This window comes from Salinivibrio kushneri (genome assembly GCF_005280275.1).
Taxonomy (GTDB): domain Bacteria; phylum Pseudomonadota; class Gammaproteobacteria; order Enterobacterales; family Vibrionaceae; genus Salinivibrio; species Salinivibrio kushneri.
On record NZ_CP040021.1, the window covers coordinates 305,021 to 328,437 of the forward strand.

The 23,417-nt window shown below is 50.1% G+C and carries 25 protein-coding genes, 4 tRNA genes and 4 rRNA genes; 32 read left to right on the plus strand and 1 reads right to left on the minus strand.

Annotation, left to right across the window (positions count from 1 at the left end):
• The first annotated feature begins 8 nt into the window (after positions 1-8).
• The 31 genes from rplV (at position 9) to metA (ending at position 18,205) form a co-directional block, all read left to right on the plus strand.
• Complete coding sequence (rplV, locus tag FCN78_RS01470) at positions 9-341, plus strand: 50S ribosomal protein L22 (RefSeq protein ID WP_046074794.1); 333 nt, start codon at positions 9-11, stop codon at positions 339-341.
• Positions 342-360: 19 nt separating this feature from the next.
• The gene (rpsC, locus tag FCN78_RS01475; protein WP_046074795.1) at positions 361-1,050 is read left to right on the plus strand and encodes a 30S ribosomal protein S3; all 690 of its coding nucleotides are present in this window, start codon (positions 361-363) and stop codon (positions 1,048-1,050) included.
• Positions 1,051-1,061: 11 nt separating this feature from the next.
• Positions 1,062-1,472 (plus strand): 50S ribosomal protein L16, encoded by a 411-nt coding sequence (gene rplP / locus FCN78_RS01480; RefSeq protein ID WP_021024470.1) that lies wholly within the window; start codon positions 1,062-1,064, stop codon positions 1,470-1,472.
• Positions 1,472-1,663, plus strand: a complete 192-nt coding sequence (gene rpmC, locus FCN78_RS01485; RefSeq protein ID WP_046074796.1) for a 50S ribosomal protein L29 — start codon at positions 1,472-1,474, stop codon at positions 1,661-1,663. Before rplP ends, rpmC begins: the two co-directional genes overlap by 1 nt.
• A complete protein-coding gene (gene rpsQ, locus FCN78_RS01490; protein WP_046074797.1) occupies positions 1,663-1,917 on the plus strand; it encodes a 30S ribosomal protein S17 in 255 nt (84 codons plus the stop codon). Before rpmC ends, rpsQ begins: the two co-directional genes overlap by 1 nt.
• Positions 1,918-2,077: 160 nt before the next feature.
• A complete protein-coding gene (gene rplN / locus FCN78_RS01495; RefSeq protein WP_046074798.1) occupies positions 2,078-2,449 on the plus strand; it encodes a 50S ribosomal protein L14 in 372 nt (123 codons plus the stop codon).
• Between the two features lie 11 nt (positions 2,450-2,460).
• Positions 2,461-2,775 carry a 50S ribosomal protein L24 gene (rplX, locus tag FCN78_RS01500; RefSeq protein WP_021024474.1) on the plus strand — a complete coding sequence of 105 codons (315 nt, stop codon included), beginning with the start codon at positions 2,461-2,463 and terminating at the stop codon, positions 2,773-2,775.
• 15 nt (positions 2,776-2,790) lie between these two features.
• The gene (gene rplE / locus FCN78_RS01505) at positions 2,791-3,330 is read left to right on the plus strand and encodes a 50S ribosomal protein L5 (protein WP_021024475.1); all 540 of its coding nucleotides are present in this window, start codon (positions 2,791-2,793) and stop codon (positions 3,328-3,330) included.
• A 17-nt stretch (positions 3,331-3,347) separates the two neighbouring features.
• A complete protein-coding gene (gene rpsN / locus FCN78_RS01510) occupies positions 3,348-3,653 on the plus strand; it encodes a 30S ribosomal protein S14 (protein ID WP_046074799.1) in 306 nt (101 codons plus the stop codon).
• A 23-nt stretch (positions 3,654-3,676) separates the two neighbouring features.
• Entirely contained in the window at positions 3,677-4,069 is a 393-nt protein-coding gene (rpsH, locus tag FCN78_RS01515) for a 30S ribosomal protein S8 (RefSeq protein WP_069362266.1), read from the plus strand.
• A gap of 13 nt (positions 4,070-4,082) precedes the next feature.
• A complete protein-coding gene (rplF, locus tag FCN78_RS01520; RefSeq protein ID WP_069362267.1) occupies positions 4,083-4,616 on the plus strand; it encodes a 50S ribosomal protein L6 in 534 nt (177 codons plus the stop codon).
• A 9-nt stretch (positions 4,617-4,625) separates the two neighbouring features.
• A complete protein-coding gene (rplR, locus tag FCN78_RS01525) occupies positions 4,626-4,979 on the plus strand; it encodes a 50S ribosomal protein L18 (RefSeq protein WP_021024479.1) in 354 nt (117 codons plus the stop codon).
• 12 nt (positions 4,980-4,991) lie between these two features.
• A complete protein-coding gene (gene rpsE, locus FCN78_RS01530; RefSeq protein WP_046074803.1) occupies positions 4,992-5,489 on the plus strand; it encodes a 30S ribosomal protein S5 in 498 nt (165 codons plus the stop codon).
• A gap of 6 nt (positions 5,490-5,495) precedes the next feature.
• Positions 5,496-5,675 (plus strand): 50S ribosomal protein L30, encoded by a 180-nt coding sequence (gene rpmD, locus FCN78_RS01535; protein ID WP_069362268.1) that lies wholly within the window; start codon positions 5,496-5,498, stop codon positions 5,673-5,675.
• Positions 5,676-5,679: 4 nt separating this feature from the next.
• The gene (rplO, locus tag FCN78_RS01540) at positions 5,680-6,114 is read left to right on the plus strand and encodes a 50S ribosomal protein L15 (protein ID WP_069362269.1); all 435 of its coding nucleotides are present in this window, start codon (positions 5,680-5,682) and stop codon (positions 6,112-6,114) included.
• Positions 6,115-6,137: 23 nt separating this feature from the next.
• A complete protein-coding gene (gene secY, locus FCN78_RS01545; protein ID WP_046074806.1) occupies positions 6,138-7,463 on the plus strand; it encodes a preprotein translocase subunit SecY in 1,326 nt (441 codons plus the stop codon).
• A 27-nt stretch (positions 7,464-7,490) separates the two neighbouring features.
• Positions 7,491-7,604: a 50S ribosomal protein L36 gene (gene rpmJ, locus FCN78_RS01550; RefSeq protein WP_021024484.1), complete on the plus strand. Its 114-nt coding sequence runs from the start codon at positions 7,491-7,493 to the stop codon at positions 7,602-7,604.
• Between the two features lie 146 nt (positions 7,605-7,750).
• A complete protein-coding gene (gene rpsM, locus FCN78_RS01555) occupies positions 7,751-8,107 on the plus strand; it encodes a 30S ribosomal protein S13 (protein ID WP_069362270.1) in 357 nt (118 codons plus the stop codon).
• A gap of 18 nt (positions 8,108-8,125) precedes the next feature.
• Complete coding sequence (rpsK, locus tag FCN78_RS01560) at positions 8,126-8,515, plus strand: 30S ribosomal protein S11 (protein WP_021024486.1); 390 nt, start codon at positions 8,126-8,128, stop codon at positions 8,513-8,515.
• Positions 8,516-8,555: 40 nt separating this feature from the next.
• A complete protein-coding gene (gene rpsD, locus FCN78_RS01565; RefSeq protein WP_046074808.1) occupies positions 8,556-9,176 on the plus strand; it encodes a 30S ribosomal protein S4 in 621 nt (206 codons plus the stop codon).
• Between the two features lie 23 nt (positions 9,177-9,199).
• Positions 9,200-10,189 carry a DNA-directed RNA polymerase subunit alpha gene (locus tag FCN78_RS01570; protein ID WP_046074809.1) on the plus strand — a complete coding sequence of 330 codons (990 nt, stop codon included), beginning with the start codon at positions 9,200-9,202 and terminating at the stop codon, positions 10,187-10,189.
• A gap of 35 nt (positions 10,190-10,224) precedes the next feature.
• Positions 10,225-10,611: a 50S ribosomal protein L17 gene (gene rplQ, locus FCN78_RS01575; protein ID WP_046074810.1), complete on the plus strand. Its 387-nt coding sequence runs from the start codon at positions 10,225-10,227 to the stop codon at positions 10,609-10,611.
• Between the two features lie 652 nt (positions 10,612-11,263).
• Positions 11,264-12,832 (plus strand): 16S ribosomal RNA (locus FCN78_RS01580).
• 81 nt (positions 12,833-12,913) lie between these two features.
• Positions 12,914-12,989: transfer RNA gene (locus FCN78_RS01585), tRNA-Glu, on the plus strand.
• Positions 12,990-12,991: 2 nt separating this feature from the next.
• Positions 12,992-13,067 (plus strand) — tRNA-Lys (locus tag FCN78_RS01590).
• 9 nt (positions 13,068-13,076) lie between these two features.
• Positions 13,077-13,152: transfer RNA gene (locus FCN78_RS01595), tRNA-Val, on the plus strand.
• A gap of 313 nt (positions 13,153-13,465) precedes the next feature.
• A 23S ribosomal RNA gene (locus FCN78_RS01600) occupies positions 13,466-16,451 on the plus strand.
• Between the two features lie 114 nt (positions 16,452-16,565).
• Positions 16,566-16,681 (plus strand): 5S ribosomal RNA (rrf, locus tag FCN78_RS01605).
• A 197-nt stretch (positions 16,682-16,878) separates the two neighbouring features.
• Positions 16,879-16,954, plus strand: a tRNA-Thr gene (locus FCN78_RS01610).
• A 7-nt stretch (positions 16,955-16,961) separates the two neighbouring features.
• Positions 16,962-17,077, plus strand: a 5S ribosomal RNA gene (rrf, locus tag FCN78_RS01615).
• Together the 16S, 23S and 5S rRNA genes with 4 tRNA genes alongside form the textbook arrangement of a ribosomal RNA operon.
• 180 nt (positions 17,078-17,257) lie before the next feature.
• Entirely contained in the window at positions 17,258-18,205 is a 948-nt protein-coding gene (gene metA, locus FCN78_RS01620) for a homoserine O-acetyltransferase MetA (protein ID WP_077484117.1), read from the plus strand.
• A 44-nt stretch (positions 18,206-18,249) separates the two neighbouring features.
• Here the strand turns inward: metA and FCN78_RS01625 are convergent, their stop codons facing one another.
• The gene (locus FCN78_RS01625) at positions 18,250-19,542 is read right to left on the minus strand and encodes a cation:proton antiporter (RefSeq protein WP_077484119.1); all 1,293 of its coding nucleotides are present in this window, start codon (positions 19,540-19,542) and stop codon (positions 18,250-18,252) included.
• 183 nt (positions 19,543-19,725) lie between these two features.
• Between FCN78_RS01625 and metH the strand changes: the two genes are divergently transcribed.
• Positions 19,726-23,385, plus strand: coding sequence for a methionine synthase (gene metH / locus FCN78_RS01630; protein WP_077659027.1), 3,660 nt, complete (start codon positions 19,726-19,728; stop codon positions 23,383-23,385).
• The last annotated feature ends 32 nt before the right edge of the window (positions 23,386-23,417 follow it).

Below are 23,417 nucleotides of genomic sequence, written 5' to 3' on the forward strand. Positions count from 1 at the left end.
GGTAAGAAATGGAAGCTATTGCTAAACATCGCTTTGCTCGTATCTCGCCTCAAAAAGCACGTTTGGTTGCGGATCAAGTGCGCGGTAAAGACGTAGCACAAGCACTGGAACTACTGACCTTCAGCAACAAAAAAGCGGCTGACCTGGTTAAGAAAGTGTTGGAATCTGCTATTGCAAACGCCGAGCATAACGAAGGTGCGGATATCGACGATCTAAGCGTCGCCAAAGTCTTCGTTGATGAAGGCCCAATCATGAAGCGTATTATGCCTCGTGCAAAAGGCCGTGCCGATCGCATCTTGAAGCGTTCTAGCCACATCACTGTTGTTGTAGCAGACCGCTAAGAGACGAGGAGATAAAGCAATGGGTCAAAAAGTACATCCTAATGGTATTCGTCTTGGCATTGTTAAGCCTTGGAATTCCACTTGGTTTGCTAATAACCAAGATTTCGCTGACAACCTAGACGGCGACTTTAAGGTACGTCAGTTCTTGAACAATGAACTGAAAAAAGCGTCAGTCTCTCGCATCGTTATCGAGCGTCCTGCTAAGAGTGTTCGTGTGACCATTCACACTGCACGTCCTGGTGTGGTTATCGGTAAGAAAGGTGAAGATGTCGAGAAGCTGCGCGCTCATGTTGCAAAACTAGCCGGTGTACCAGCGCAAATCAACATCGCTGAAGTACGTAAGCCTGAGCTAGATGCGCAACTTGTTGGCGACAGCATCGCATCACAGCTAGAGCGCCGTGTTATGTTCCGTCGTGCGATGAAGCGCGCGGTACAAAACGCGATGCGCCTAGGTGCCAAAGGTATCAAAGTAGAAGTAAGCGGCCGTCTTGGCGGCGCTGAAATCGCTCGTACCGAGTGGTACCGTGAAGGCCGTGTGCCATTGCACACCCTTCGTGCTGACATTGATTACGCAACTTCTTCTGCTCACACCCAGTACGGTGTAATCGGCATTAAAACCTGGATCTTCAAAGGTGAGATCCTAGGTGGAATGGCTGAAGTTGAGCAAAAGGCTGACAAGCCGAAGAAGCAGCGTAAAGGCCGTAAGTAAGGAGTCTATCGATGCTTCAACCAAAACGTACTAAGTTCCGCAAGACTTTTAAAGGTCGTAACCGCGGTCTGGCGCACGGTACTGACGTAAGCTTCGGTACCTATGGCCTGAAAGCTGTTGGTCGCGGTCGTATCACTGCGCGTCAAATTGAGGCGGCTCGTCGTGCGATGACTCGTCACATTAAACGTCAAGGCCAAATCTGGATTCGTGTCTTCCCTGACAAACCAATTACTGGTAAGCCGTTGGAAGTTCGTATGGGTAAGGGTAAAGGTTCAGTTGATTACTGGGTTGCCCAAATCCAACCAGGCAAGGTCCTGTACGAAATGGATGGTGTTCCTGAATCACTGGCTCGCGAAGCGTTTGAATTAGCTTCACGTAAGCTACCGATCAAAACCACTTTCGTAACTAAGGCGGTGATGTGATGAAAGCACAAGAACTACGTGAAAAGACTGCTGAGCAGCTGAACGAAGAGCTAATGGGTCTGCTACGTGAGCAGTTTAATCTGCGCATGCAAGCGGCTACTGGCCAACTTCAGCAAACTCACACTCTTAAAGCTGTTCGTCGCGATATCGCACGTGTAAAAACCGTACTGACTGAGAAGGCTAACGCATAATGAGCGAGAACATCCGCACTCAGCAAGGTCGCGTTATCAGCGACAAAGGCGATAAAACTATCGTCGTTGCTATCGAGCGTTTTGTGAAACACCCAATCTACGGTAAGTACATTAAGCGCACGAGTAAGCTACATGTACACGATGAATCAAACCAGTGTAACCAAGGTGACACTGTCGAGGTTCGTGAGTGTCGTCCAATCTCTAAGCAAAAGTCTTGGACATTGGTTCGCGTTGTTGAAAAATCACGCATCTAAGCGATTTTTCATACAATAATAAGTCAAACGGCTCTCATTTGGGGGGCCGTTTATTTTTTATCTACCCATCTGGTCAAAATAGTGTTATTATTCGCCGCCCTTGTAAAAAGGCAGCCCGACCCGAGATGGGTCTAGATGTAATAACAGCGGAGCACTAACAATGATCCAAATGCAAAGTATGCTGGACGCAGCCGACAACTCCGGCGCTCGCAGTGTAATGTGTATTAAGGTTCTGGGTGGCTCTCACCGTCGTTACGCCCACGTTGGCGACATCATCAAAGTTACCGTTAAGGATTCAATCCCACGCGGTAAAGTGAAAAAAGGTGATGTGCTTAAGGCGGTGGTAGTTCGCACCCGTAAAGGCGTACGTCGTCCAGACGGCTCTGTCATTCGCTTCGACCGCAATGCTTGCGTGTTGTTGAACAACACGAACGAGCAACTAGTCGGCACACGTATCTTTGGCCCTGTGACACGCGAACTTCGTACTGAGAAGTTCATGAAAATTGTGTCTCTGGCGCCTGAAGTTCTGTAAGGAGCGATCTCATGGCAGCTAAAATCCGTCGTAACGACGAAGTTATCGTTCTTGCCGGTAAAGACAAAGGCAAGAAAGGTAAAGTATCTAAGGTTCTACCGACCGGTAAAGTTATCGTTGAAGGTATTAACCTCGTGAAGAAACACCAGAAGCCGGTTCCGGCTCTGGGCACTCAAGGTGGCATCGTTGAACAAGAAGCCGCTATTGACGTTTCAAACGTGGCGATCTTTAACGCAGCAGCTGGTAAAGGTGACCGTGTAGGCTTCCGATTTGAAGACGGCAAAAAAGTGCGTTTCTTCAAGTCGAATGGCGAAACTATTAAGTAATTCTGGAGTAGTACAATGGCGAAACTGCATGATTACTACAAAGAGACAGTTGTAGCTGAGCTATCTAAGCAATTTGGTTACAAAAGCATCATGCAAGTCCCAGGGATCGAAAAGATCACCCTTAACATGGGTGTGGGCGAAGCTCTGAACGACAAGAAACTGCTTGAAAATGCAGCTGCTGATATGACCGCAATTTCTGGTCAAAAGCCGCTGATCACTAAAGCACGTAAATCAGTCGCAGGCTTTAAGATCCGTGAGGGCTACCCAATTGGTTGTAAAGTAACCCTACGTGGCGAGCGTATGTGGGACTTCTTTGAGCGTTTGATCGCTATCGCAGTTCCTCGTATCCGTGACTTCCGTGGTCTGAACCCGAAAGCGTTCGACGGTCGCGGTAACTACAGCATGGGCGTTCGCGAGCAAATCATCTTCCCTGAGATTGACTACGACAAAGTCGATCGTATCCGTGGTCTTGATATTACTATCACTACCACCGCAGGTACAGATGAGGAAGGTCGAGCTCTGCTGGCTGCCTTTAACTTCCCATTCCGTAAGTAAGGTGAAGGGTTACTGTTATGGCTAAAAAATCGATGAAAGCACGTGACGTAAAACGTGCGAAGCTCGCAGCCCGTTATGCTGAAAAGCGTGACAACCTGCGTGCGACCATTAAGAATGTTAACACGTCAGACGAAGAGCGTTGGGACGCCGTCCTGAAGCTTCAGTCGCTACCACGTGATTCTGCGAAGTCTCGTCAGCGTAACCGCTGTAACCAGACTGGTCGTCCACATGGCTACCTACGCAAATTCGGCCTAAGCCGAATCAAGGTTCGTGAAGCTTGCATGAAAGGCGAGATTCCGGGTCTGCGTAAGGCAAGCTGGTAATTGAATCACGGGAGTAAAGACTTATGAGCATGCAAGATCCGATCTCGGATATGCTGACCCGCCTCCGCAACGGTCAGACAGCAAAGAAAGTTGCTGTTAAAATGCCTTCGTCAAAGCTAAAAGTGGCAATTGCTGAGCTACTAAAAGCAGAAGGTTACGTGGCTGACGTCGCAGTAAATAGCGACGCGAAGCCTGAACTGGAAGTGACGTTGAAATACTTCGAATCTAAACCAGTTATCGAGCAAATCCAACGTGTTAGCCGTCCAGGCCTGCGCATCTACAAAAAGAAAGATGAGTTGCCTTCAGTGATGGGTGGACTTGGTATTGCTGTTGTATCAACTTCGAAAGGTTTGATGACCGATCGCGCAGCTCGCAAAGCGGGTCTGGGCGGTGAAATCATCTGCTACGTAGCTTAATAAGGAGTAGGAAATGTCTCGTGTTGCAAAAGCACCTGTCGTAGTTCCTGCCGGCGTAGAGGTGAAACTTAACGGTCAGGAAATCACTGTAAAAGGAAGCAAAGGCGAACTAAGCCGCACGCTTCACGATATGGTGTCAGTAAACCAAGAAGAGAACACCATTACCTTCGCACCAAGTGTGGAGCACGCTAAAGCATGGGCACATGCTGGTACCGCGCGCGCACTGGTTAACAGCATGGTAGTGGGTGTGACTGAAGGCTTTACCAAGAAACTGATCCTGAAAGGTGTTGGTTATCGTGCAAACGTTGCCGGTAACAAACTTAACCTGACACTTGGTTTCTCTCACCCGGTTGAGCACGCTCTGCCAGAGGGTGTTAAGGCAGAATGCCCAAGCCAAACTGAAATTGTTATCAGCGGCGCTGATAAACAAGCGGTTGGCCAGGTGGCTGCTGATATTCGCGCATACCGCAAGCCAGAGCCTTATAAAGGCAAAGGCGTTCGTTACTCTGACGAAGCTGTGCGTACTAAAGAAGCTAAGAAGAAGTAAGGTAACACTATGGATAAGAAAGCATCTCGTATCCGTCGTGCGACCAAAGCACGACGCAAGATCGCGGAAATGGGTGCGACTCGCCTGGTGGTACACCGTACTCCACGTCATGTGTACGCACAGGTTATCGCTGGTAACGGCGCGGAAGTTATCGCCGCCGCTTCTACCGTAGAAAAAGCGATCCGTGAGCAAGTGAAGAGCACCGGTAACAAAGACGCCGCTGCAGCCGTGGGTAAGATCATTGCTGAGCGAGCGAAGGAAAAAGGCATCGAAGCCGTTGCTTTTGACCGTTCCGGTTTCCAATACCACGGCCGTGTGGCTGCACTGGCAGATGCTGCCCGTGAAGCTGGTCTGAAATTCTAAGGTAGGTGGAAGATGGCTAACGATAAACAACAAAGTGATTTGCATGAGAAGCTGATCGCTGTAAACCGTGTTTCTAAAACGGTTAAAGGTGGTCGCATCTTTACCTTCACCGCCCTGACAGTGGTAGGTGACGGTAACGGTCGCGTCGGTTTCGGTTACGGTAAAGCCCGTGAAGTCCCCGCTGCGATCCAAAAATCAATGGAAAAGGCGCGTCGTAACATGATTACTATCGCGCTGAAAGACGGTACTCTGCACCACGCTGTTAAAGGCCGCCACACTGGTTCAAAAGTGTACATGCAGCCAGCATCAGAAGGTACAGGTATCATCGCCGGTGGTGCGATGCGTGCCGTGCTTGAAGTAGCAGGCGTTCAAGACGTTCTGGCGAAAGCATACGGTTCGACCAACCCAATCAACATCGTTCGTGCAACGATTGATGGTCTGGGTGGTACGAAGTCTCCAGAGATGGTAGCTGCGAAACGTGGCATGCCTGTCAACGAAATTCTGGGGTAATACGACATGGCTAAGACAATTAAAGTAACTCAGACTCGTAGCGCTATCGGCCGCTTGCCGAAGCACAAAGCGACCCTGCGTGGCTTGGGCCTACGTCGCATCAACCACACTGTTGAACTTGAAGATACACCGTGCGTGCGCGGTATGATCAACAAGGTCAACTACATGGTTAAAGTGGAGGGGTAATCACATGCGTTTGAATACTCTATCTCCGGCTGCAGGCTCAAAGCCTTCTGCGAAGCGTGTAGGCCGTGGTATTGGTTCAGGCCTGGGTAAAACCGGTGGCCGTGGTCACAAAGGTCAGAAATCACGTTCAGGTGGTTCAGTACGCCCAGGTTTCGAAGGCGGTCAAATGCCTTTGAAACAGCGTCTGCCAAAATTCGGTTTTACTTCGCGTAAAGGCCTCACTTCTGCTGAAGTTCGTCTCGGCGAGCTAGCAAAAGTTGACGGTGACGTGGTAAGCCTTGAAACACTGAAAGCAGCGAATGTTATCGCACAAGACACCCGTACGGCGAAAATCGTACTGTCTGGTGAAATCGCTCGCTCAGTGACAGTGAAAGGTGTTCGTGTCACTAAAGGCGCTAAAGCGGCAATCGAAGCTGCAGGCGGTAAAATCGAGGAATAATTTAGCTCGAGGACGAGGTACAGATGGCAAAACAACCAGGACAAAACTTCAGTAGTGCAAAAGGCGGAGTTGCGGAGCTGAAAAGCCGCTTACTTTTTGTAGCAATGGCATTATTGGTATTCCGTGCCGGCTCTTTTGTACCCATTCCTGGTATTGACGCTGCTGTACTTGCCGATCTGTTCGAACAGCAACAAGGGACCATCATTGACTTGGTTAACATGTTCTCTGGTGGTGCCCTTGAGCGTGCTTCGATACTGGCACTGGGCATTATGCCGTATATTTCGGCATCGATTATTGTTCAGTTATTGTCAGTGGTTCATCCCGCGTTAGCGGAGTTGAAAAAAGAGGGTGAATCTGGCCGTCGCAAGATAAGTCAGTATACCCGCTACGGCACGCTGGTGTTGGCAACGTTCCAAGCAATTGGAATCGCGACCGGGTTACCGAGTATGATGCCAGGTTTGGTGATAAATCCAGGCCCTGCATTTTACTTTACTGCGGTAGTGAGTTTGGTCACAGGTACCATGTTCTTGATGTGGTTAGGTGAGCAAATTACTGAACGCGGCATTGGTAACGGCATTTCGTTGATTATCTTCACCGGGATTGTCGCGGGTCTGCCACCCGCAATTGGACAGACAATAGAGCAAGCGCGTCAAGGCGACATGTCTCCGCTTCTCTTGCTAGGTATCGCAGTGATCGTATTGGCGGTCGTCTACTTTGTGGTCTTTATGGAGCGTGGTCAACGTCGTATCGTTGTTAACTACGCGAAGCGGCAACAAGGTCGCCGTGTCTTTGCAGCGCAAAGCACGCACCTGCCACTTAAGATCAACATGGCAGGCGTTATCCCTGCGATTTTTGCATCAAGTATTATTTTGTTCCCTGGCACGCTTGCTAACTGGTTTGGTAAGGGTGATCAGACAAGCTGGCTAACCGATGTGTCATTGGCACTGAGTCCGGGGCAACCAGCGTACGTAATACTTTATGCGGCAGCGATTATCTTCTTCTGCTTTTTCTATACGGCGTTGGTGTTCAACCCGCGAGAAACAGCAGATAATTTGAAGAAGTCAGGAGCGTTCGTACCTGGTATTCGCCCGGGTGAGCAGACTGCTAAATACATTGATAAAGTGATGACACGGTTAACCCTTGCTGGCGCCATGTATATTACCTTTATCTGTCTGATCCCCGAGTTCATGATGATTGCGTGGGATGTCCACTTTTACTTTGGTGGTACATCACTACTTATCGTAGTAGTCGTAATCATGGACTTTATGGCTCAAGTTCAGACTCATTTGATGTCTCAACAATATGAGTCCGTGTTGAAAAAAGCCAACCTCAAAGGCTACGGCCGCTAATAGGTTGTCTATTTACGGAGTTTAGCAATGAAAGTTCGTGCTTCCGTTAAGAAAATCTGCCGTAACTGTAAAGTGATCAAGCGTAACGGTACCGTTCGTGTGATCTGCAGTGAGCCAAAGCACAAGCAACGCCAAGGCTAATAGCAGAATATTTTTCTTGCAAAATGAGGTCAGGCTGGCTACATTAGCCAGCCCACCTTTTGTATGTGCAAAAGAAGTGGTTATGCCGCTGCGTATCCTCGACGGGCTCTGCAGCGGTTCTACTTGAAAAGTACTAGGAGTGAATAGTGGCCCGTATAGCAGGCATTAACATTCCTGATCAAAAGCATGCTGTTATCGCATTGACTGCGATTTACGGCGTCGGCAAAACCACCTCTCAAGCTATTCTAGCTGAAGTAGGTATTGCTGAAAGCACTAAGATCAGTGAACTATCAGAAGAACAGATCGACCAATTGCGTGACGGTGTGGCTAAATACACCGTAGAAGGCGATCTACGTCGTGAAATTTCCATGAACATCAAGCGTCTTATGGACCTTGGTTGTAACCGCGGTATTCGTCATCGTCGCAGCTTGCCACTACGTGGTCAGCGTACGAAGACCAATGCTCGTACCCGTAAGGGTCCGCGCAAGCCGATCAAGAAATAATCGGGGTAGATAAGTACTATGGCTAAACAAGCAACTCGTGCACGCAAACGCGTACGCAAGCAAGTCGCTGATGGCGTCGCGCACATTCATGCGTCTTTCAATAACACAATCGTGACGATTTCTGACCGTCAAGGTAACGCTCTTGCATGGGCGACCGCCGGTGGTTCAGGTTTCCGTGGCTCTCGTAAGTCAACTCCATACGCTGCGCAGGTTGCTGCAGAGCGCTGTGGTGAAATGGCGAAAGAGTACGGCCTGAAAAACCTCGAAGTGATGGTTAAAGGTCCAGGTCCAGGTCGCGAGTCTACTATTCGTGCCTTGAACGCAGCGGGCTTCCGCATCACTAACATTGTTGATGCGACGCCAATCCCGCATAACGGTTGTCGTCCACCTAAGAAACGCCGCGTTTAATACGCACTAGCGCTGTTTCTTAGAATATTGGAGAAAGATCATGGCAAGATATTTGGGTCCTAAGCTGAAGCTTAGCCGTCGCGAAGGTACTGACTTATTCCTTAAGTCAGGCGTACGCGCGATTGATACCAAGTGTAAAATCGATAACGTCCCAGGCGTTCACGGTCAGCGTCGCGGCCGTCTGTCTGACTATGGCGTTCAGCTTCGCGAGAAGCAAAAAGTACGTCGTATGTACGGCGTAATGGAAAAGCAGTTCCGTAACTACTACAAAGACGCTGCCCGCATCAAGGGTAATACAGGTGAAAACCTGCTTCAGCTTCTTGAAGGTCGCCTAGACAACGTAGTTTACCGCATGGGCTTTGGTGCAACACGCGCCGAATCACGTCAGCTGGTAAGCCACAAAGCGATCCTCGTTAACGGCAAAGTAGTTAACGTACCTTCTTTCAAGGTTTCGGCAAACGACGTGATTAGCATTCGCGAGAAAGCTAAGAACCAGGCGCGTATCAAAGCAGCTCTAGAAGTTGCCGCTCAACGCGAACTGCCAACTTGGATCGAAGTAGACAGCAAGAAGATGGAAGGCACATTCAAGCGCCTACCAGAGCGTTCTGATTTGTCTGCTGACATCAACGAACACCTGATCGTCGAGCTTTACTCTAAGTAAAGCTGAACTAAAGAGAGGACATAATGCAGGGTTCTGTAACAGAATTTCTTAAGCCGCGTCTAGTTGATATTGAACAAGTTAGCTCGACGCACGCAAAAGTAACTCTTGAACCCCTAGAGCGTGGCTTTGGCCATACTCTGGGGAATGCGCTACGTCGTATCCTACTTTCATCTATGCCAGGCTGTGCGGTGACGGAAGTTGAAATTGACGGCGTATTGCACGAGTACAGCACCAAAGAAGGGGTTCAGGAAGATATCCTGGAAATCCTACTTAACCTTAAAGGCCTAGCCGTTAAGGTTGAGGGTAAAGATGAAGTTATCCTTACTCTGACCAAGTCTGGTGCAGGCCCTGTTGTTGCAGGCGACATCACCCATGATGGTGGTGTTGAGATTGCGAACCCAGAACACGTTATCTGCCACCTGACTGATGCAAGCGCTGAAATTAGCATGCGTATCAAGGTAGAACGTGGTCGTGGCTATGTACCAGCGTCTGCGCGTATCGATAGCGAAGACGACGAGCGTCCAATCGGTCGCCTACTTGTTGACGCAACGTTCAGCCCAGTAGATCGCATTGCTTACAAAGTGGAAGCAGCGCGTGTCGAACAGCGTACGGACCTCGACAAGCTGGTCATCGATATGGAAACTAACGGTACACTGGATCCTGAGGAAGCGATTCGCCGTGCGGCAACCATCCTAGCAGAGCAGCTAGATGCGTTTGTTGACCTGCGTGATGTACGTGTCCCTGAGGAGAAAGAAGAGAAGCCAGAGTTCGATCCGATCCTACTGCGTCCTGTAGACGATCTTGAACTAACTGTTCGCTCTGCTAACTGTTTGAAAGCAGAAGCGATTCACTATATCGGTGATCTGGTACAGCGTACCGAGGTTGAGCTTCTGAAAACGCCAAACCTTGGTAAGAAGTCTTTGACTGAAATTAAAGACGTGCTGGCATCACGTGGTCTGTCTCTAGGTATGCGCCTAGAAAACTGGCCGCCAGCATCCATTGCTGAAGATTAATCAGAGACTGATTATTTAGTTAGAAGGATTAGGTCATGCGCCATCGTAAGAGTGGTCGTCAACTCAATCGCAACAGCAGCCATCGTAAAGCGATGTTCAGCAACATGGCTAGCTCGCTGGTAACTCACGAAGTTATCAAAACAACTTTGCCGAAGGCAAAAGAGCTGCGTCGCGTCATTGAACCGTTGATTACCTTAGCTAAAAACGACAGTGTTGCTAACCGTCGTGTAGCATTCGCTCGTACTCGTAACGACGAAGTTGTAGCGAAACTGTTTAATGAACTCGGCCCACGTTTTGCTTCACGTGCTGGCGGTTACACTCGCATTCTGAAATGCGGTGTTCGCTCTGGTGATAAAGCCCCAATGGCTTACATCGAGCTTGTTGATCGCCCAGAGCAAGACGCTGAGCAAGCTGCAGAGTAAGTTTTATTACTTATAAGCAGCACCCAGAAAAGCCAGGCAATTTGCCTGGCTTTTTCTTTATCTGGCCCTTCACCATCGCGTTGTAAAAACGGTCCACGCTTTTCGCGTATAGCCTCACTTTTCGTTTAACTAAGGTGGATAGGTGCTGCGGATAAGAACGAGTCGCGAAATAGTAACTTTTGGTGCTTAGAGAGTAGAAACGGGCATTATTGGCTAAAACAGAGCAGATCGACTAAAAATAGAGCGCTTAAAAGAAAAGTGAAAATTAATGATTGACGCTTGTCACAAACGCTTTAGAATGCCGCCCTACTTAACGCAGACAGCGCGTTAGGGGAGTCAAAAAGAGGTTTTGTTTCACCCGGTTGGGTTGAAAATAAAAGATAAAATTTCTTCTTGACTTTAACGGTAAGGCGCGTAAGATACGCAGCCCTGACCAGGCGAAGCGCCGCTTCGCACAGTCAACGCTCTTTAACAATTTGACCTATGCAATCTGTGTGGGCACTCGTTAAGAATAGACAAAAAGATTTATTCGATGAACTGAGTGACCAAACGACAACTTTTACAGTTGTTCGGCACAGTCAATTCGTTTGTCTCTTCGGAGATAAACAGTAATCAGTATTCATTGAGCAGTTTCTACGGAAACACCAAACTTAAATTGAAGAGTTTGATCATGGCTCAGATTGAACGCTGGCGGCAGGCCTAACACATGCAAGTCGAGCGGAAACGGCAGCATTGAAGCTTCGGTGGATTTGCTGGACGTCGAGCGGCGGACGGGTGAGTAACGGCTGGGAACCTGCCCTGACGCGGGGGATAACCGTTGGAAACGACGGCTAATACCGCATAATGTCTTAGTTCATTACGAGCTGGGACCAAAGGTGGCCTCTACATGTAAGCTATCGCGTTGGGATGGGCCCAGTTAGGATTAGCTAGTTGGTAAGGTAATGGCTTACCAAGGCAACGATCCTTAGCTGGTTTGAGAGGATGATCAGCCACACTGGGACTGAGACACGGCCCAGACTCCTACGGGAGGCAGCAGTGGGGAATATTGCACAATGGGGGAGACCCTGATGCAGCCATGCCGCGTGTGTGAAGAAGGCCTTCGGGTTGTAAAGCACTTTCAGCAGTGAGGAAGGTGGTGTACTTAATAAGTGCATGGCTTGACGTTAGCTGCAGAAGAAGCACCGGCTAACTCCGTGCCAGCAGCCGCGGTAATACGGAGGGTGCGAGCGTTAATCGGAATTACTGGGCGTAAAGCGCATGCAGGCGGTTTGTTAAGTCAGATGTGAAAGCCCGGGGCTCAACCTCGGAACCGCATTTGAAACTGGCAGGCTAGAGTCTTGTAGAGGGGGGTAGAATTTCAGGTGTAGCGGTGAAATGCGTAGAGATCTGAAGGAATACCAGTGGCGAAGGCGGCCCCCTGGACAAAGACTGACGCTCAGATGCGAAAGCGTGGGTAGCAAACAGGATTAGATACCCTGGTAGTCCACGCCGTAAACGCTGTCTACTTGGAGGTTGAGGTTTAGACTTTGGCTTTCGGCGCTAACGCATTAAGTAGACCGCCTGGGGAGTACGGCCGCAAGGTTAAAACTCAAATGAATTGACGGGGGCCCGCACAAGCGGTGGAGCATGTGGTTTAATTCGATGCAACGCGAAGAACCTTACCTACTCTTGACATCCAGCGAATCCTTTAGAGATAGAGGCGTGCCTTCGGGAGCGCTGAGACAGGTGCTGCATGGCTGTCGTCAGCTCGTGTTGTGAAATGTTGGGTTAAGTCCCGCAACGAGCGCAACCCTTATCCTTGTTTGCCAGCACATAATGGTGGGAACTCCAGGGAGACTGCCGGTGATAAACCGGAGGAAGGTGGGGACGACGTCAAGTCATCATGGCCCTTACGAGTAGGGCTACACACGTGCTACAATGGCAGATACAGAGGGCAGCGAAGCTGCGAAGTGGAGCGAATCCCTTAAAGTCTGTCGTAGTCCGGATTGGAGTCTGCAACTCGACTCCATGAAGTCGGAATCGCTAGTAATCGTGGATCAGAATGCCACGGTGAATACGTTCCCGGGCCTTGTACACACCGCCCGTCACACCATGGGAGTGGGCTGCACCAGAAGTAGATAGCTTAACCTTCGGGAGGGCGTTTACCACGGTGTGGTTCATGACTGGGGTGAAGTCGTAACAAGGTAGCCCTAGGGGAACCTGGGGCTGGATCACCTCCTTACTGACGCTATTGTTGCGAGTGCTCACACAGATTGTATAGGTTGAAGTTATAAAGAGGATATGTTCCCAAACATATCAGCGTGTCCCATTCGTCTAGAGGCCTAGGACACCGCCCTTTCACGGCGGTAACAGGGGTTCGACTCCCCTATGGGACGCCATTGGGTTGTTAGCTCAGTTGGTAGAGCAGTTGACTTTTAATCAATTGGTCACAGGTTCGAATCCTGTACAACCCACCACACTATCGTGGGCGATTAGCTCAGTTGGGAGAGCACCTCCCTTACAAGGAGGGGGTCACTGGTTCGAGCCCGGTATCGCCCACCACGCTTTAAAGGTTTTTGCTTAAGAATCTTTAGAACGTGGTTTATTTAGCAATAAACGACATGCTCTTTAACAATCTGGAAAGCTGACAAAGTCATTCTTTAAGAATGACAGTAAAGTTCTCAATCAGTGACATGTAATGTCACTCACACAATCAAGTGTGCTTGGGCTTTGTCTTAGTAATAAGCAAAGTCTCTATTTTGAGTCCGGCAAAAACAAAACCTTAATTGGTTGATGATTCAACACTCAGTGGTTTTGCGACGCAGATTTCTTTTTAAGACAGTCTCGCGCAAAAAAAAACCTCTTGGGGTTGTATGGTTAAGTAATTAAGCGTAGACGGTGGATGCCTTGGCAGTCAGAGGCGATGAAGGACGTACTAACCTGCGAAAAGCGATGGTGAGCTGGTAAGAAGCATTTGAGCCATCGATGTCCGAATGGGGAAACCCACCTGCATAAGCAGGTATCTTAGCGTGAATACATAGCGCTAAGAGGCGAACTCGGGGAACTGAAACATCTAAGTACCCGAAGGAAAAGAAATCAATTGAGATTCCGGCAGTAGCGGCGAGCGACCCCGGAGCAGCCCTTAAGCGGCTTAGGCGTTAGGTGAACAGGTTGGAAAACCTGGCAATAAAGGGTGATAGCCCCGTAACCGACGGCGCCTTAGGCGTGAAAACGAGTAAGACGGGACACGTGATATCTTGTCTGAACATGGGGGGACCATCCTCCAAGGCTAAATACTCCTGACTGACCGATAGTGAACCAGTACCGTGAGGGAAAGGCGAAAAGAACCCCTGTGAGGGGAGTGAAATAGAACCTGAAACCGTCTACGTACAAGCAGTGGGAGCCCCATCACTAAGACACTTCATCTTAGTGAGACGCTATCACTTTGTTGATTGGGTTAACCACGCGCAGCGTGGGTCAACCGCCCAATCCAGCAGAGGTGACTTAGTGATGGGGTGACCGCGTACCTTTTGTATAATGGGTCAGCGACTTAATGTAAGTAGCCAGGTTAACCGCATAGGGGAGCCGTAGGGAAACCGAGTCTTAACTGGGCGACAGTTGCTTGCATTAGACCCGAAACCGAGTGATCTAGCCATGGGCAGGTTGAAGGTTGAGTAACATCAACTGGAGGACCGAACTCACTAACGTTGAAAAGTTAGGAGATGACCTGTGGCTAGGGGTGAAAGGCCAATCAAACTCGGAGATAGCTGGTTCTCCCCGAAAGCTATTTAGGTAGCGCCTCGGACGAACACTACTGGGGGTAGAGCACTGTTAAGGCTAGGGGGTCATCCCGACTTACCAACCCTTTGCAAACTCCGAATACCAGTAAGTGCTATCCGGGAGACACACGGCGGGTGCTAACGTCCGTCGTGGAGAGGGAAACAACCCAGACCGCCAGCTAAGGTCCCCAAGTTATCGCTAAGTGGGAAACGATGTGGGAAGGCTCAGACAGCCAGGATGTTGGCTTAGAAGCAGCCATCATTTAAAGAAAGCGTAATAGCTCACTGGTCGAGTCGGCCTGCGCGGAAGATGTAACGGGGCTAAGCGATACACCGAAGCTGCGGCAATGTCCTTATGGATATTGGGTAGGGGAGCGTTGTGTAAGCTGTTGAAGGTGTGCTGAGAGGCATGCTGGAGGTATCACAAGTGCGAATGCTGACATGAGTAACGATAAAGGGGGTGAAAAACCTCCTCGCCGGAAGACCAAGGGTTCCTGTCCAACGTTAATCGGGGCAGGGTAAGTCGGCCCCTAAGGCGAGGCCGAAAGGCGTAGTCGATGGGAAACGGGTTAATATTCCCGTACTGCTGCTTACTGCGATGGGGGGACGGAGAAGGCTAGGTGGGCCTGGCGATGGTTGTCCAGGTTCAAGTGCGTAGGCTGATTTCTTAGGCAAATCCGGGAAATCAAGGCCGAGACACGATGTCGAGCCACCAAGGTGGTGAAGTCATTGATGCCATGCTTCCGGGAAAAGCCTCTAAGCTTCAGGTAAGTAGGAACCGTACTCCAAACCGACACAGGTGGTCGGGTAGAGAATACCAAGGCGCTTGAGAGAACTCGGGTGAAGGAACTAGGCAAAATGGTACCGTAACTTCGGGAGAAGGTACGCTGCCCGCGGTGAAGTCCCTAGCGGATGGAGCTATGGGCAGTCGCAGATACCAGGTGGCTGCAACTGTTTATTAAAAACACAGCACTGTGCAAAATCGAAAGATGACGTATACGGTGTGACGCCTGCCCGGTGCCGGAAGGTTAATTGATGTGGTTATCGCAAGAGAAGCCATTGATTGAAGCCCCGGTAAACGGCGGCCGTAACTATAACGGTCCTAAGGTAGCGAAATTCCTTGTCGGGTAAGTTCCGACCTGCACGAATGGCGTAATGATGGCCACGCTGTCTCCACCCGAGACTCAGTGAAATTGAAATCGCAGTGAAGATGCTGTGTACCCGCGGCTAGACGGAAAGACCCCGTGAACCTTTACTACAGCTTGGCACTGAACATTGAGCCTACATGTGTAGGATAGGTGGGAGGCTTTGAAGCGGCGACGCCAGTTGCTGTGGAGCCATCCTTGAAATACCACCCTTGTATGTTTGATGTTCTAACTTAGCCCCATTATCTGGGGTGAGGACAGTGCCTGGTGGGTAGTTTGACTGGGGCGGTCTCCTCCCAAAGAGTAACGGAGGAGCACGAAGGTGGGCTAATCACGGTCGGACATCGTGAGGTTAGTGCAATGGCATAAGCCCGCTTAACTGCGAGAGTGACGGCTCGAGCAGGTACGAAAGTAGGTCATAGTGATCCGGTGGTTCTGAATGGAAGGGCCATCGCTCAACGGATAAAAGGTACTCCGGGGATAACAGGCTGATACCGCCCAAGAGTTCATATCGACGGCGGTGTTTGGCACCTCGATGTCGGCTCATCACATCCTGGGGCTGAAGTCGGTCCCAAGGGTATGGCTGTTCGCCATTTAAAGTGGTACGCGAGCTGGGTTTAGAACGTCGTGAGACAGTTCGGTCCCTATCTGCCGTGGGCGTTGGATGATTGAGGGGAGCTGCTCCTAGTACGAGAGGACCGGAGTGGACGAACCGCTGGTGTTCGGGTTGTGTCGCCAGACGCATTGCCCGGTAGCTAAGTTCGGCACAGATAAGCGCTGAAAGCATCTAAGCGCGAAGCTGGCCCCGAGATGAGTCATCCCTAGAGCCTCGAGCTCTCTAAAGGGTTGTTCTAGACGAGAACGTTGATAGGCAGGGTGTGTAAGCGCTGTGAGGCGTTGAGCTAACCTGTACTAATGGCCCGTGCGGCTTAACCATACAACACCCAAGGGGTTTTGGGTTGGACTCAAAATAAGCCAGTTGATTGTGGCGAGAACGAACAGCTTTCTAGATTTGTGTTTTGACTGAAAAGTGAAGACACACCAAATTTTGCTTGGCGACCATAGCGCTTTGGACCCACCTGACTCCATGCCGAACTCAGTAGTGAAACGAAGCAGCGCCGATGGTAGTGTGGGGTCTCCCCATGTGAGAGTAGGACATCGCCAGGCTCTCATTGCTTATCTTGTTGATAGCTCGATGCTTTTGATATCTGCGATGCTCATGTATTGGCATACACTGCGCGTCTCGATTCAAAATCCTCATCGCATCAAACAAGATAACCTAATTAGAGCTTACTGTTAGGCTTTAGTTAGTAACAATTTAATCATCAAAGCGGATATGCGTAAGACTTTGATGACGCGTTTTCGCTGATATAGCTCAGTTGGTAGAGCGCACCCTTGGTAAGGGTGAGGTCGGCAGTTCAAATCTGCCTATCAGCACCAGAATTTTCTTGGCGGCCATAGCGTAACGGCACCACCTGAACCCATGCCGAACTCAGAAGTGAAACGTTGCTGCGCCGATGGTAGTGTGGGGTCTCCCCATGTGAGAGTAGGCCACTGCCAAGAGTTTTTTCGAAGCCCTCCGCATTCGCGGGGGGCTTTTTTCGTTTCTATCTTTCTTATCAATACTGTCTTCTCCTATGCTTAAAACAATGTTGGTCTAAGGGTGATCACTGCTTGAGCTTAATCAGTGACTAGGTTATGTTATTAGATATCTGGACGTCTAAACATCTCTAGGAGGCAGTAATGCCGATTAAAATCCCGGATCAGCTCCCCGCGACTAATATCCTAAGGCGTGAAAACATATTCGTAATGACCGAGACGCGCGCGGTGAGTCAAAACATCCGCCCGTTGAAGGTGCTGCTGCTCAACCTGATGCCAAAGAAAATCGAGACGGAAACGCAATTTATGCGTCTACTCTCTAACAGTCCTTTGCAAGTGGATGTTGAGCTTTTACGGATAGATAACCGGCCAAGCAAAAATACGCCAACCGAGCATCTCGATACCTTCTACCGTCAGTTTGAGGCCGTTCGCGGACGTAATTTCGATGGCCTTATCGTGACAGGCGCGCCACTCGGGTTGGTACAGTTCGAGGATGTGATTTACTGGGAGCATTTACAGGATGTGATGAATTGGGCGCACCAACACGTTACTTCAACCCTCTATATTTGTTGGGCCGCGCAAGCGGGCTTAAAGCTACTTTACGACTTGCCTAAGAAAACTCGTAAGGAGAAGTTATCGGGTGTCTATCAGCACGACATTAATGCTGACTTATGCAAACATCCGCTATTACGCGGCTTTGATGATAGTTTCTTAGCGCCCCACTCGCGCTATGCGGATTTTTCGCCTAACTATCTTGCAGAGCATACGGATCTCGACATCTTAGCAACCTCTAATGAAGCGGGTACCTATCTGGCGGCGACGAAAGATAAGCGCAATGTGTTTGTCACCGGTCACCCTGAGTATGATTCTCATAGCTTGCATCATGAATATCATCGGGATTTAGAAGAAGGGATGGAGCCAGCGGTTCCCCTTAACTATTACCCGGATGATGACCCCTCGCAGCCACCGTATGTGAGTTGGCGCAGCCATGGCCATTTACTGTTTGCCAACTGGCTGAACTATTGTGTTTACCAACAAACGCCCTTCGACTTGGATACCTTCTCTGCGTCTAACTTTACCCTGGATGAATAAAAAAGGCGCCCGCGGACGCCTTTTGCTTTGGGAGCTGTGTGGATTTAGGTTTGATGTGTATCCATTTCGTCTTGTGCTGCGTTTGCTTTATCAACCATGCCTGTCATGGTTGAGCCTTGCACCAAAATGGAAAACACCACCACCGCGTAGGTCATGATGAGGATCAGCTCGCGGACATCGATATTTTTTTCCGGCACCACCATGATGCCAGCGGGCACGGCCATCGCCATCGCCAGTGCGAGACCGCCACGTAACCCACCCCAGCTTAATATACGCACCGCCCAAGGGTTATAAGAACGAAAGCGGTTGAAACCGAGATAGCACATTTTCACGCTAATAAAACGGGCGAGAAGCACAATAGGAACCACCGCCGCCATAATGATCCAGTCTTCTTTATGGAAACTGATTTGCAGCAAGCTAACCCCGATGAGGAGAAAGAGTAGGCTGTTAAGAAATTCATCGACTAATTCCCAGAAGTGGTCGAGGTGATCTTCACTTTCTTTGGAAAAGCCAATAAAGCGGGTCCAGTTACCGATCATGATCCCCGATACCACCATTGCCAGCGGGCCAGAGACATGCAGCATATCGGCCAAGACATAGCCAGCGCTGGGGATAGCCAGCGTTAATAGCAATTCCATCGAGTGATCGTTAGTGGCACAAATCAAGCGATGGAAAAGATAGCCCAGCACTAGGCCATATAAAACCCCGCCAACGGCTTCTTGTAAAAACAAGGCAATGGTACCGCCCACCGTCGGGTTGTTGTCGCCAAAGGCTAGGGTAAAAAGGGTCACAAAGATCACGATACCCACACCATCATTGAATAATGACTCTCCCTCAATTTGTGTGGTGATCCGCGTCGGTGCTTGCAGCTTTTTGACGATAGCAAGCACAGCGATGGGGTCGGTGGGCGATATCAGCGCGCCAAATAACAGGCAGTAGAGGAAATCAAAGGGGATGCCAATTAGCTGAAACACGCCCCAGATACCGGAGCCGATTAACAACACAGAGACCAATAGCCCGCCGATCACCAGGGTTGTGATCTCCCACTTTTGGTCGGAGAAAGAGGGAAGCTTGACGCCAATCCCCCCTGCGAAGAGCAAAAAGCCGAGGACGCCTTTGAGCAAAAACGTATCAAAGTGGATATCTGTCAGTATCTGCTCGGCCATGGCTTTTAGTGGAATTGCTTGGTATTGACCGGCGATCACTATCAGCAAAGACAGTAGGAGCGAGCTGGCGGTGATGGCGATCGTGGTTTGTACTCGGCTTATTTTACTATTAATAAAAGCGATAAAGATGGCTGCAGCAGCCATAAAGCTGAGGATTGCGTAGGTTGACATGCCGCTTCCTAGTGCAACGAGGGAATGAAAAAGTGTGTCGAAATATTAATAGAAATCGCTTTCAAAACGAACAGCTGAATTGAAATAGATCAAAATAAATTGTTATTTATAGACGTCTAGATTTCCATTTCCGCTGTGGTAGGATGAAATGACTGCAACGAGGAAGATGATAAGCGTAATAGTATGGACCGACTAACACAGCAACTGCGCGACCGTATTCTAGTGATCGATGGTGGCATGGGCACCATGATCCAAGGTTTGGCACTGAGCGAAGCCGATTATCGTGGCCAACGTTTTAAAGATTGGCACTGTGATGTGAAAGGCAATAATGATCTCTTGGTGCTGACGCAGCCTGATAAGATCGCTTCGCTACACAGTGATTATCTGGCGGCGGGCGCGGACATTATTGAAACCAACACCTTTAACGCCACCCAAATCGCGATGGCTGATTACGACATGCAGGCGCTGAGTGCGGAAATCAACGGCGCGGCAGCTCGGCTTGCGCGTGAGGTTGCTGATTCGTGGACGGCGAAAACGCCGGATAAACCCCGTTTTGTCGCGGGCGTGTTAGGGCCGACGAACCGAACGTGTTCAATCTCTCCAGACGTGAATGACCCGGGCTTTCGCAATGTCAGCTTTGATCAGTTAGTCGACGTGTATGCCGAGTCCACCGAAGCGCTCATTGACGGCGGTGTTGATATCATCATGTTGGAGACCATTTTTGATACCTTGAATGCCAAAGCCTGTGCATTTGCGGTTGAAAAGGTCTTTGATGCCCGCGGTTTTCGCTTACCCATTATGATCTCCGGCACCATCACTGATGCGTCTGGACGCACCTTATCCGGACAAACCACCGCCGCTTTTTATCACTCGTTGCGTCATGTCGAACCACTGTCGTTTGGCTTAAACTGCGCACTTGGGCCAGCTGAATTGCGCCAGTATGTCAAAGAGCTGAGCGACATTTGTGAGGGCTTTGTCTCCGTCCACCCCAATGCGGGGTTGCCCAACGCCTTTGGCGAGTATGATCTTTCTCCCGAACAGATGGCGACACACATTGATGAGTGGGCGGCGTCTGGCTTTATCAATTTGGTCGGTGGTTGTTGTGGCACCACGCCTGAGCATATTCAAGCGATTAGCGACGCGGTGAAAAAACATGCGCCACGCTCTCTGCCTGACCACCCTGTGGCCTGTCGCTTATCTGGGCTCGAGCCCCTGACCATTAATGCCGATAGCTTGTTCGTTAACGTGGGTGAGCGCACCAATGTGACTGGCTCAGCACGCTTTAAACGCTTAATCGTTGAAGAGCAATACGACGAAGCGCTGGAAGTGGCATTGCAGCAAGTGGAAAACGGCGCCCAAATCATCGATATCAATATGGATGAAGGCATGTTGGATGCCGAAAAGGCCATGGTGCGCTTCCTCAATTTATGCGCGGCCGAGCCGGATATTGCCCGTGTGCCTGTGATGATTGACTCCTCTAAATGGGAAGTGATTGAAGCTGGCCTAAAGTGCATTCAAGGGAAAGGCATCGTCAATTCTATTTCGCTCAAAGAAGGAGAAGAGGCTTTTCTTCACCAAGCACGTTTAGTCCGTCGTTATGGCGCGGCGGTGATCGTGATGGCGTTTGACGAACAAGGTCAAGCCGATACTCAAGAGCGGAAAGTGGAAATCTGTACGCGCGCTTATCATCTTCTGGTCGAGCAAGTCGGCTTTCCACCGGAAGACATTATTTTCGATCCTAATATTTTTGCGGTTGCCACCGGCATTGATGAGCATAATAACTACGCGGTCGATTTCATCAACGCGGTGGCCGATATTAAACAAACCCTGCCGCATGCCATGATCTCGGGCGGCGTCTCCAATGTGTCGTTTTCGTTTCGAGGCAACAACCCCGTCCGCGAGGCCATTCATGCGGTGTTTTTGTATCACTGCATCAAAAATGGCATGGACATGGGGATCGTCAACGCCGGTCAATTGGCGATTTATGATGATTTATCCGAGTCTTTGCGCCTAGCAGTGGAAGATGTGGTGCTCAACAAAGACGATGGGGCGACAGAGCGTTTGCTGGACATCGCCGACAGCTATCGCGATAGCGGGGAGAGCGAGGTCGCAGAAACTGCAGAGTGGCGTAGTTGGCCAGTGGAAAAGCGCCTTGAACATGCACTGGTCAAAGGCATTACCGAGTTTATTGTTGAAGATACCGAGCTGGCTCGCGCCGCGGCAAGTAAACCTCTAGAAGTGATTGAAGGCCCGTTGATGGCAGGCATGAACGTGGTCGGGGACTTGTTTGGTGAAGGCAAGATGTTCCTGCCACAAGTGGTGAAGTCGGCACGGGTGATGAAGCAGGCAGTGGCCTACCTTGAGCCCTACATCAATGCTGAAAAGCAGCAAGGACAGACCAATGGCAAGATCTTGCTCGCCACGGTCAAAGGGGATGTGCATGACATTGGCAAAAACATTGTTGGTGTGGTGCTGCAATGTAATAACTTCGAGATTATTGATCTCGGCGTGATGGTGCCGACCGATAAAATCCTGTCGGTGGCCCGAGAAGAAAACGTCGATATTATTGGTTTATCAGGCCTGATTACCCCATCGTTAGATGAGATGGTGAACGTGGCGAAAGAGATGGAACGTCAAGGGTTTGATATTCCTCTACTTATTGGCGGTGCGACCACGTCCAAAGCCCATACCGCGGTGAAAATTGAGCAGCATTACCATGCGCCCGTGGTCTATGTGCCCAACGCGTCACGTGCGGTTGGGGTATGCTCATCGTTATTATCCGAGACGCAGCGACCGGATTTTGTAGCCCGTTTAGCTAAAGACTATGCGGCGGTACGTGAGCAGCACCAGCGTAAAACCCCGCGCACGGCACCAGTATCCCTTGAGCAGGCGCGCGACAATAAGTGGCAAACGGACTGGGCAAACTATGTGCCTCCGCAACCGGTGAAGCCGGGCGTCCATGTTTACGATGATGTCTCGATAGCGACCTTACGTCAGTATATCGACTGGACACCCTTCTTTATGACTTGGTCACTCAGTGGCAAATTCCCGGCGATTTTGGATCACGAACTGGTGGGTGAGGAAGCGCGTCGTTTGTACCAGGACGCCAATGCTTGGCTCGATCGTTTCGAGGCAGAAGGCTTGGTGGCGGCAAAAGGGGTGTGTGGCCTCTTTCCTGCCAATAGCATTGATGATGATATTGAGGTCTATGGGGATGGGTCTCGCCAAGCGACGCTCACCGTACTGAACCACTTGCGGCAGCAAACGAAAAAGCCACGTGGTGCCAACTATTGCTTGTCGGACTTTATTGCGCCAACAAGCAGTGGCCAGCCGGATTGGATTGGCGCATTTGCGGTCACAGGTGGTATTGGCGAATATGCCTTGGCGGAAGAATACAAAGCGAAAGGGGATGATTATAACGCGATCATGATCCAGGCGGTCGCCGATAGACTCGCAGAAGCCTTTGCAGAGTACCTCCATCAGCAAATTCGGATCACCTTGTGGGGCTATGCGCCCGATGAGACGCTCGATAACGACGCGCTGATCCGCGAGCAATACCAAGGAATCCGGCCAGCGCCGGGTTATGCCGCCTGTCCTGAACACAGTGAGAAAGGCAAAATTTGGCAATTGCTATCGGTAGAAGCGCATACGGGGATGACACTCACTGAAAGCTACGCGATGTGGCCGGGGGCGTCAGTCTCAGGTTGGTATTTTTCCCATCCTGAGTCACGTTACTTTGCGGTGGCGAAGATCCAAAACGATCAGCGAGACAGCTATGCAGCACGCAAAGGGTGGAGCAGCGAAGAAGCGGAAAAATGGCTCGGGCCGAACTTAAACGGCTAACGAAAGAAGCCAGCACATCAATGTGCTGGCTT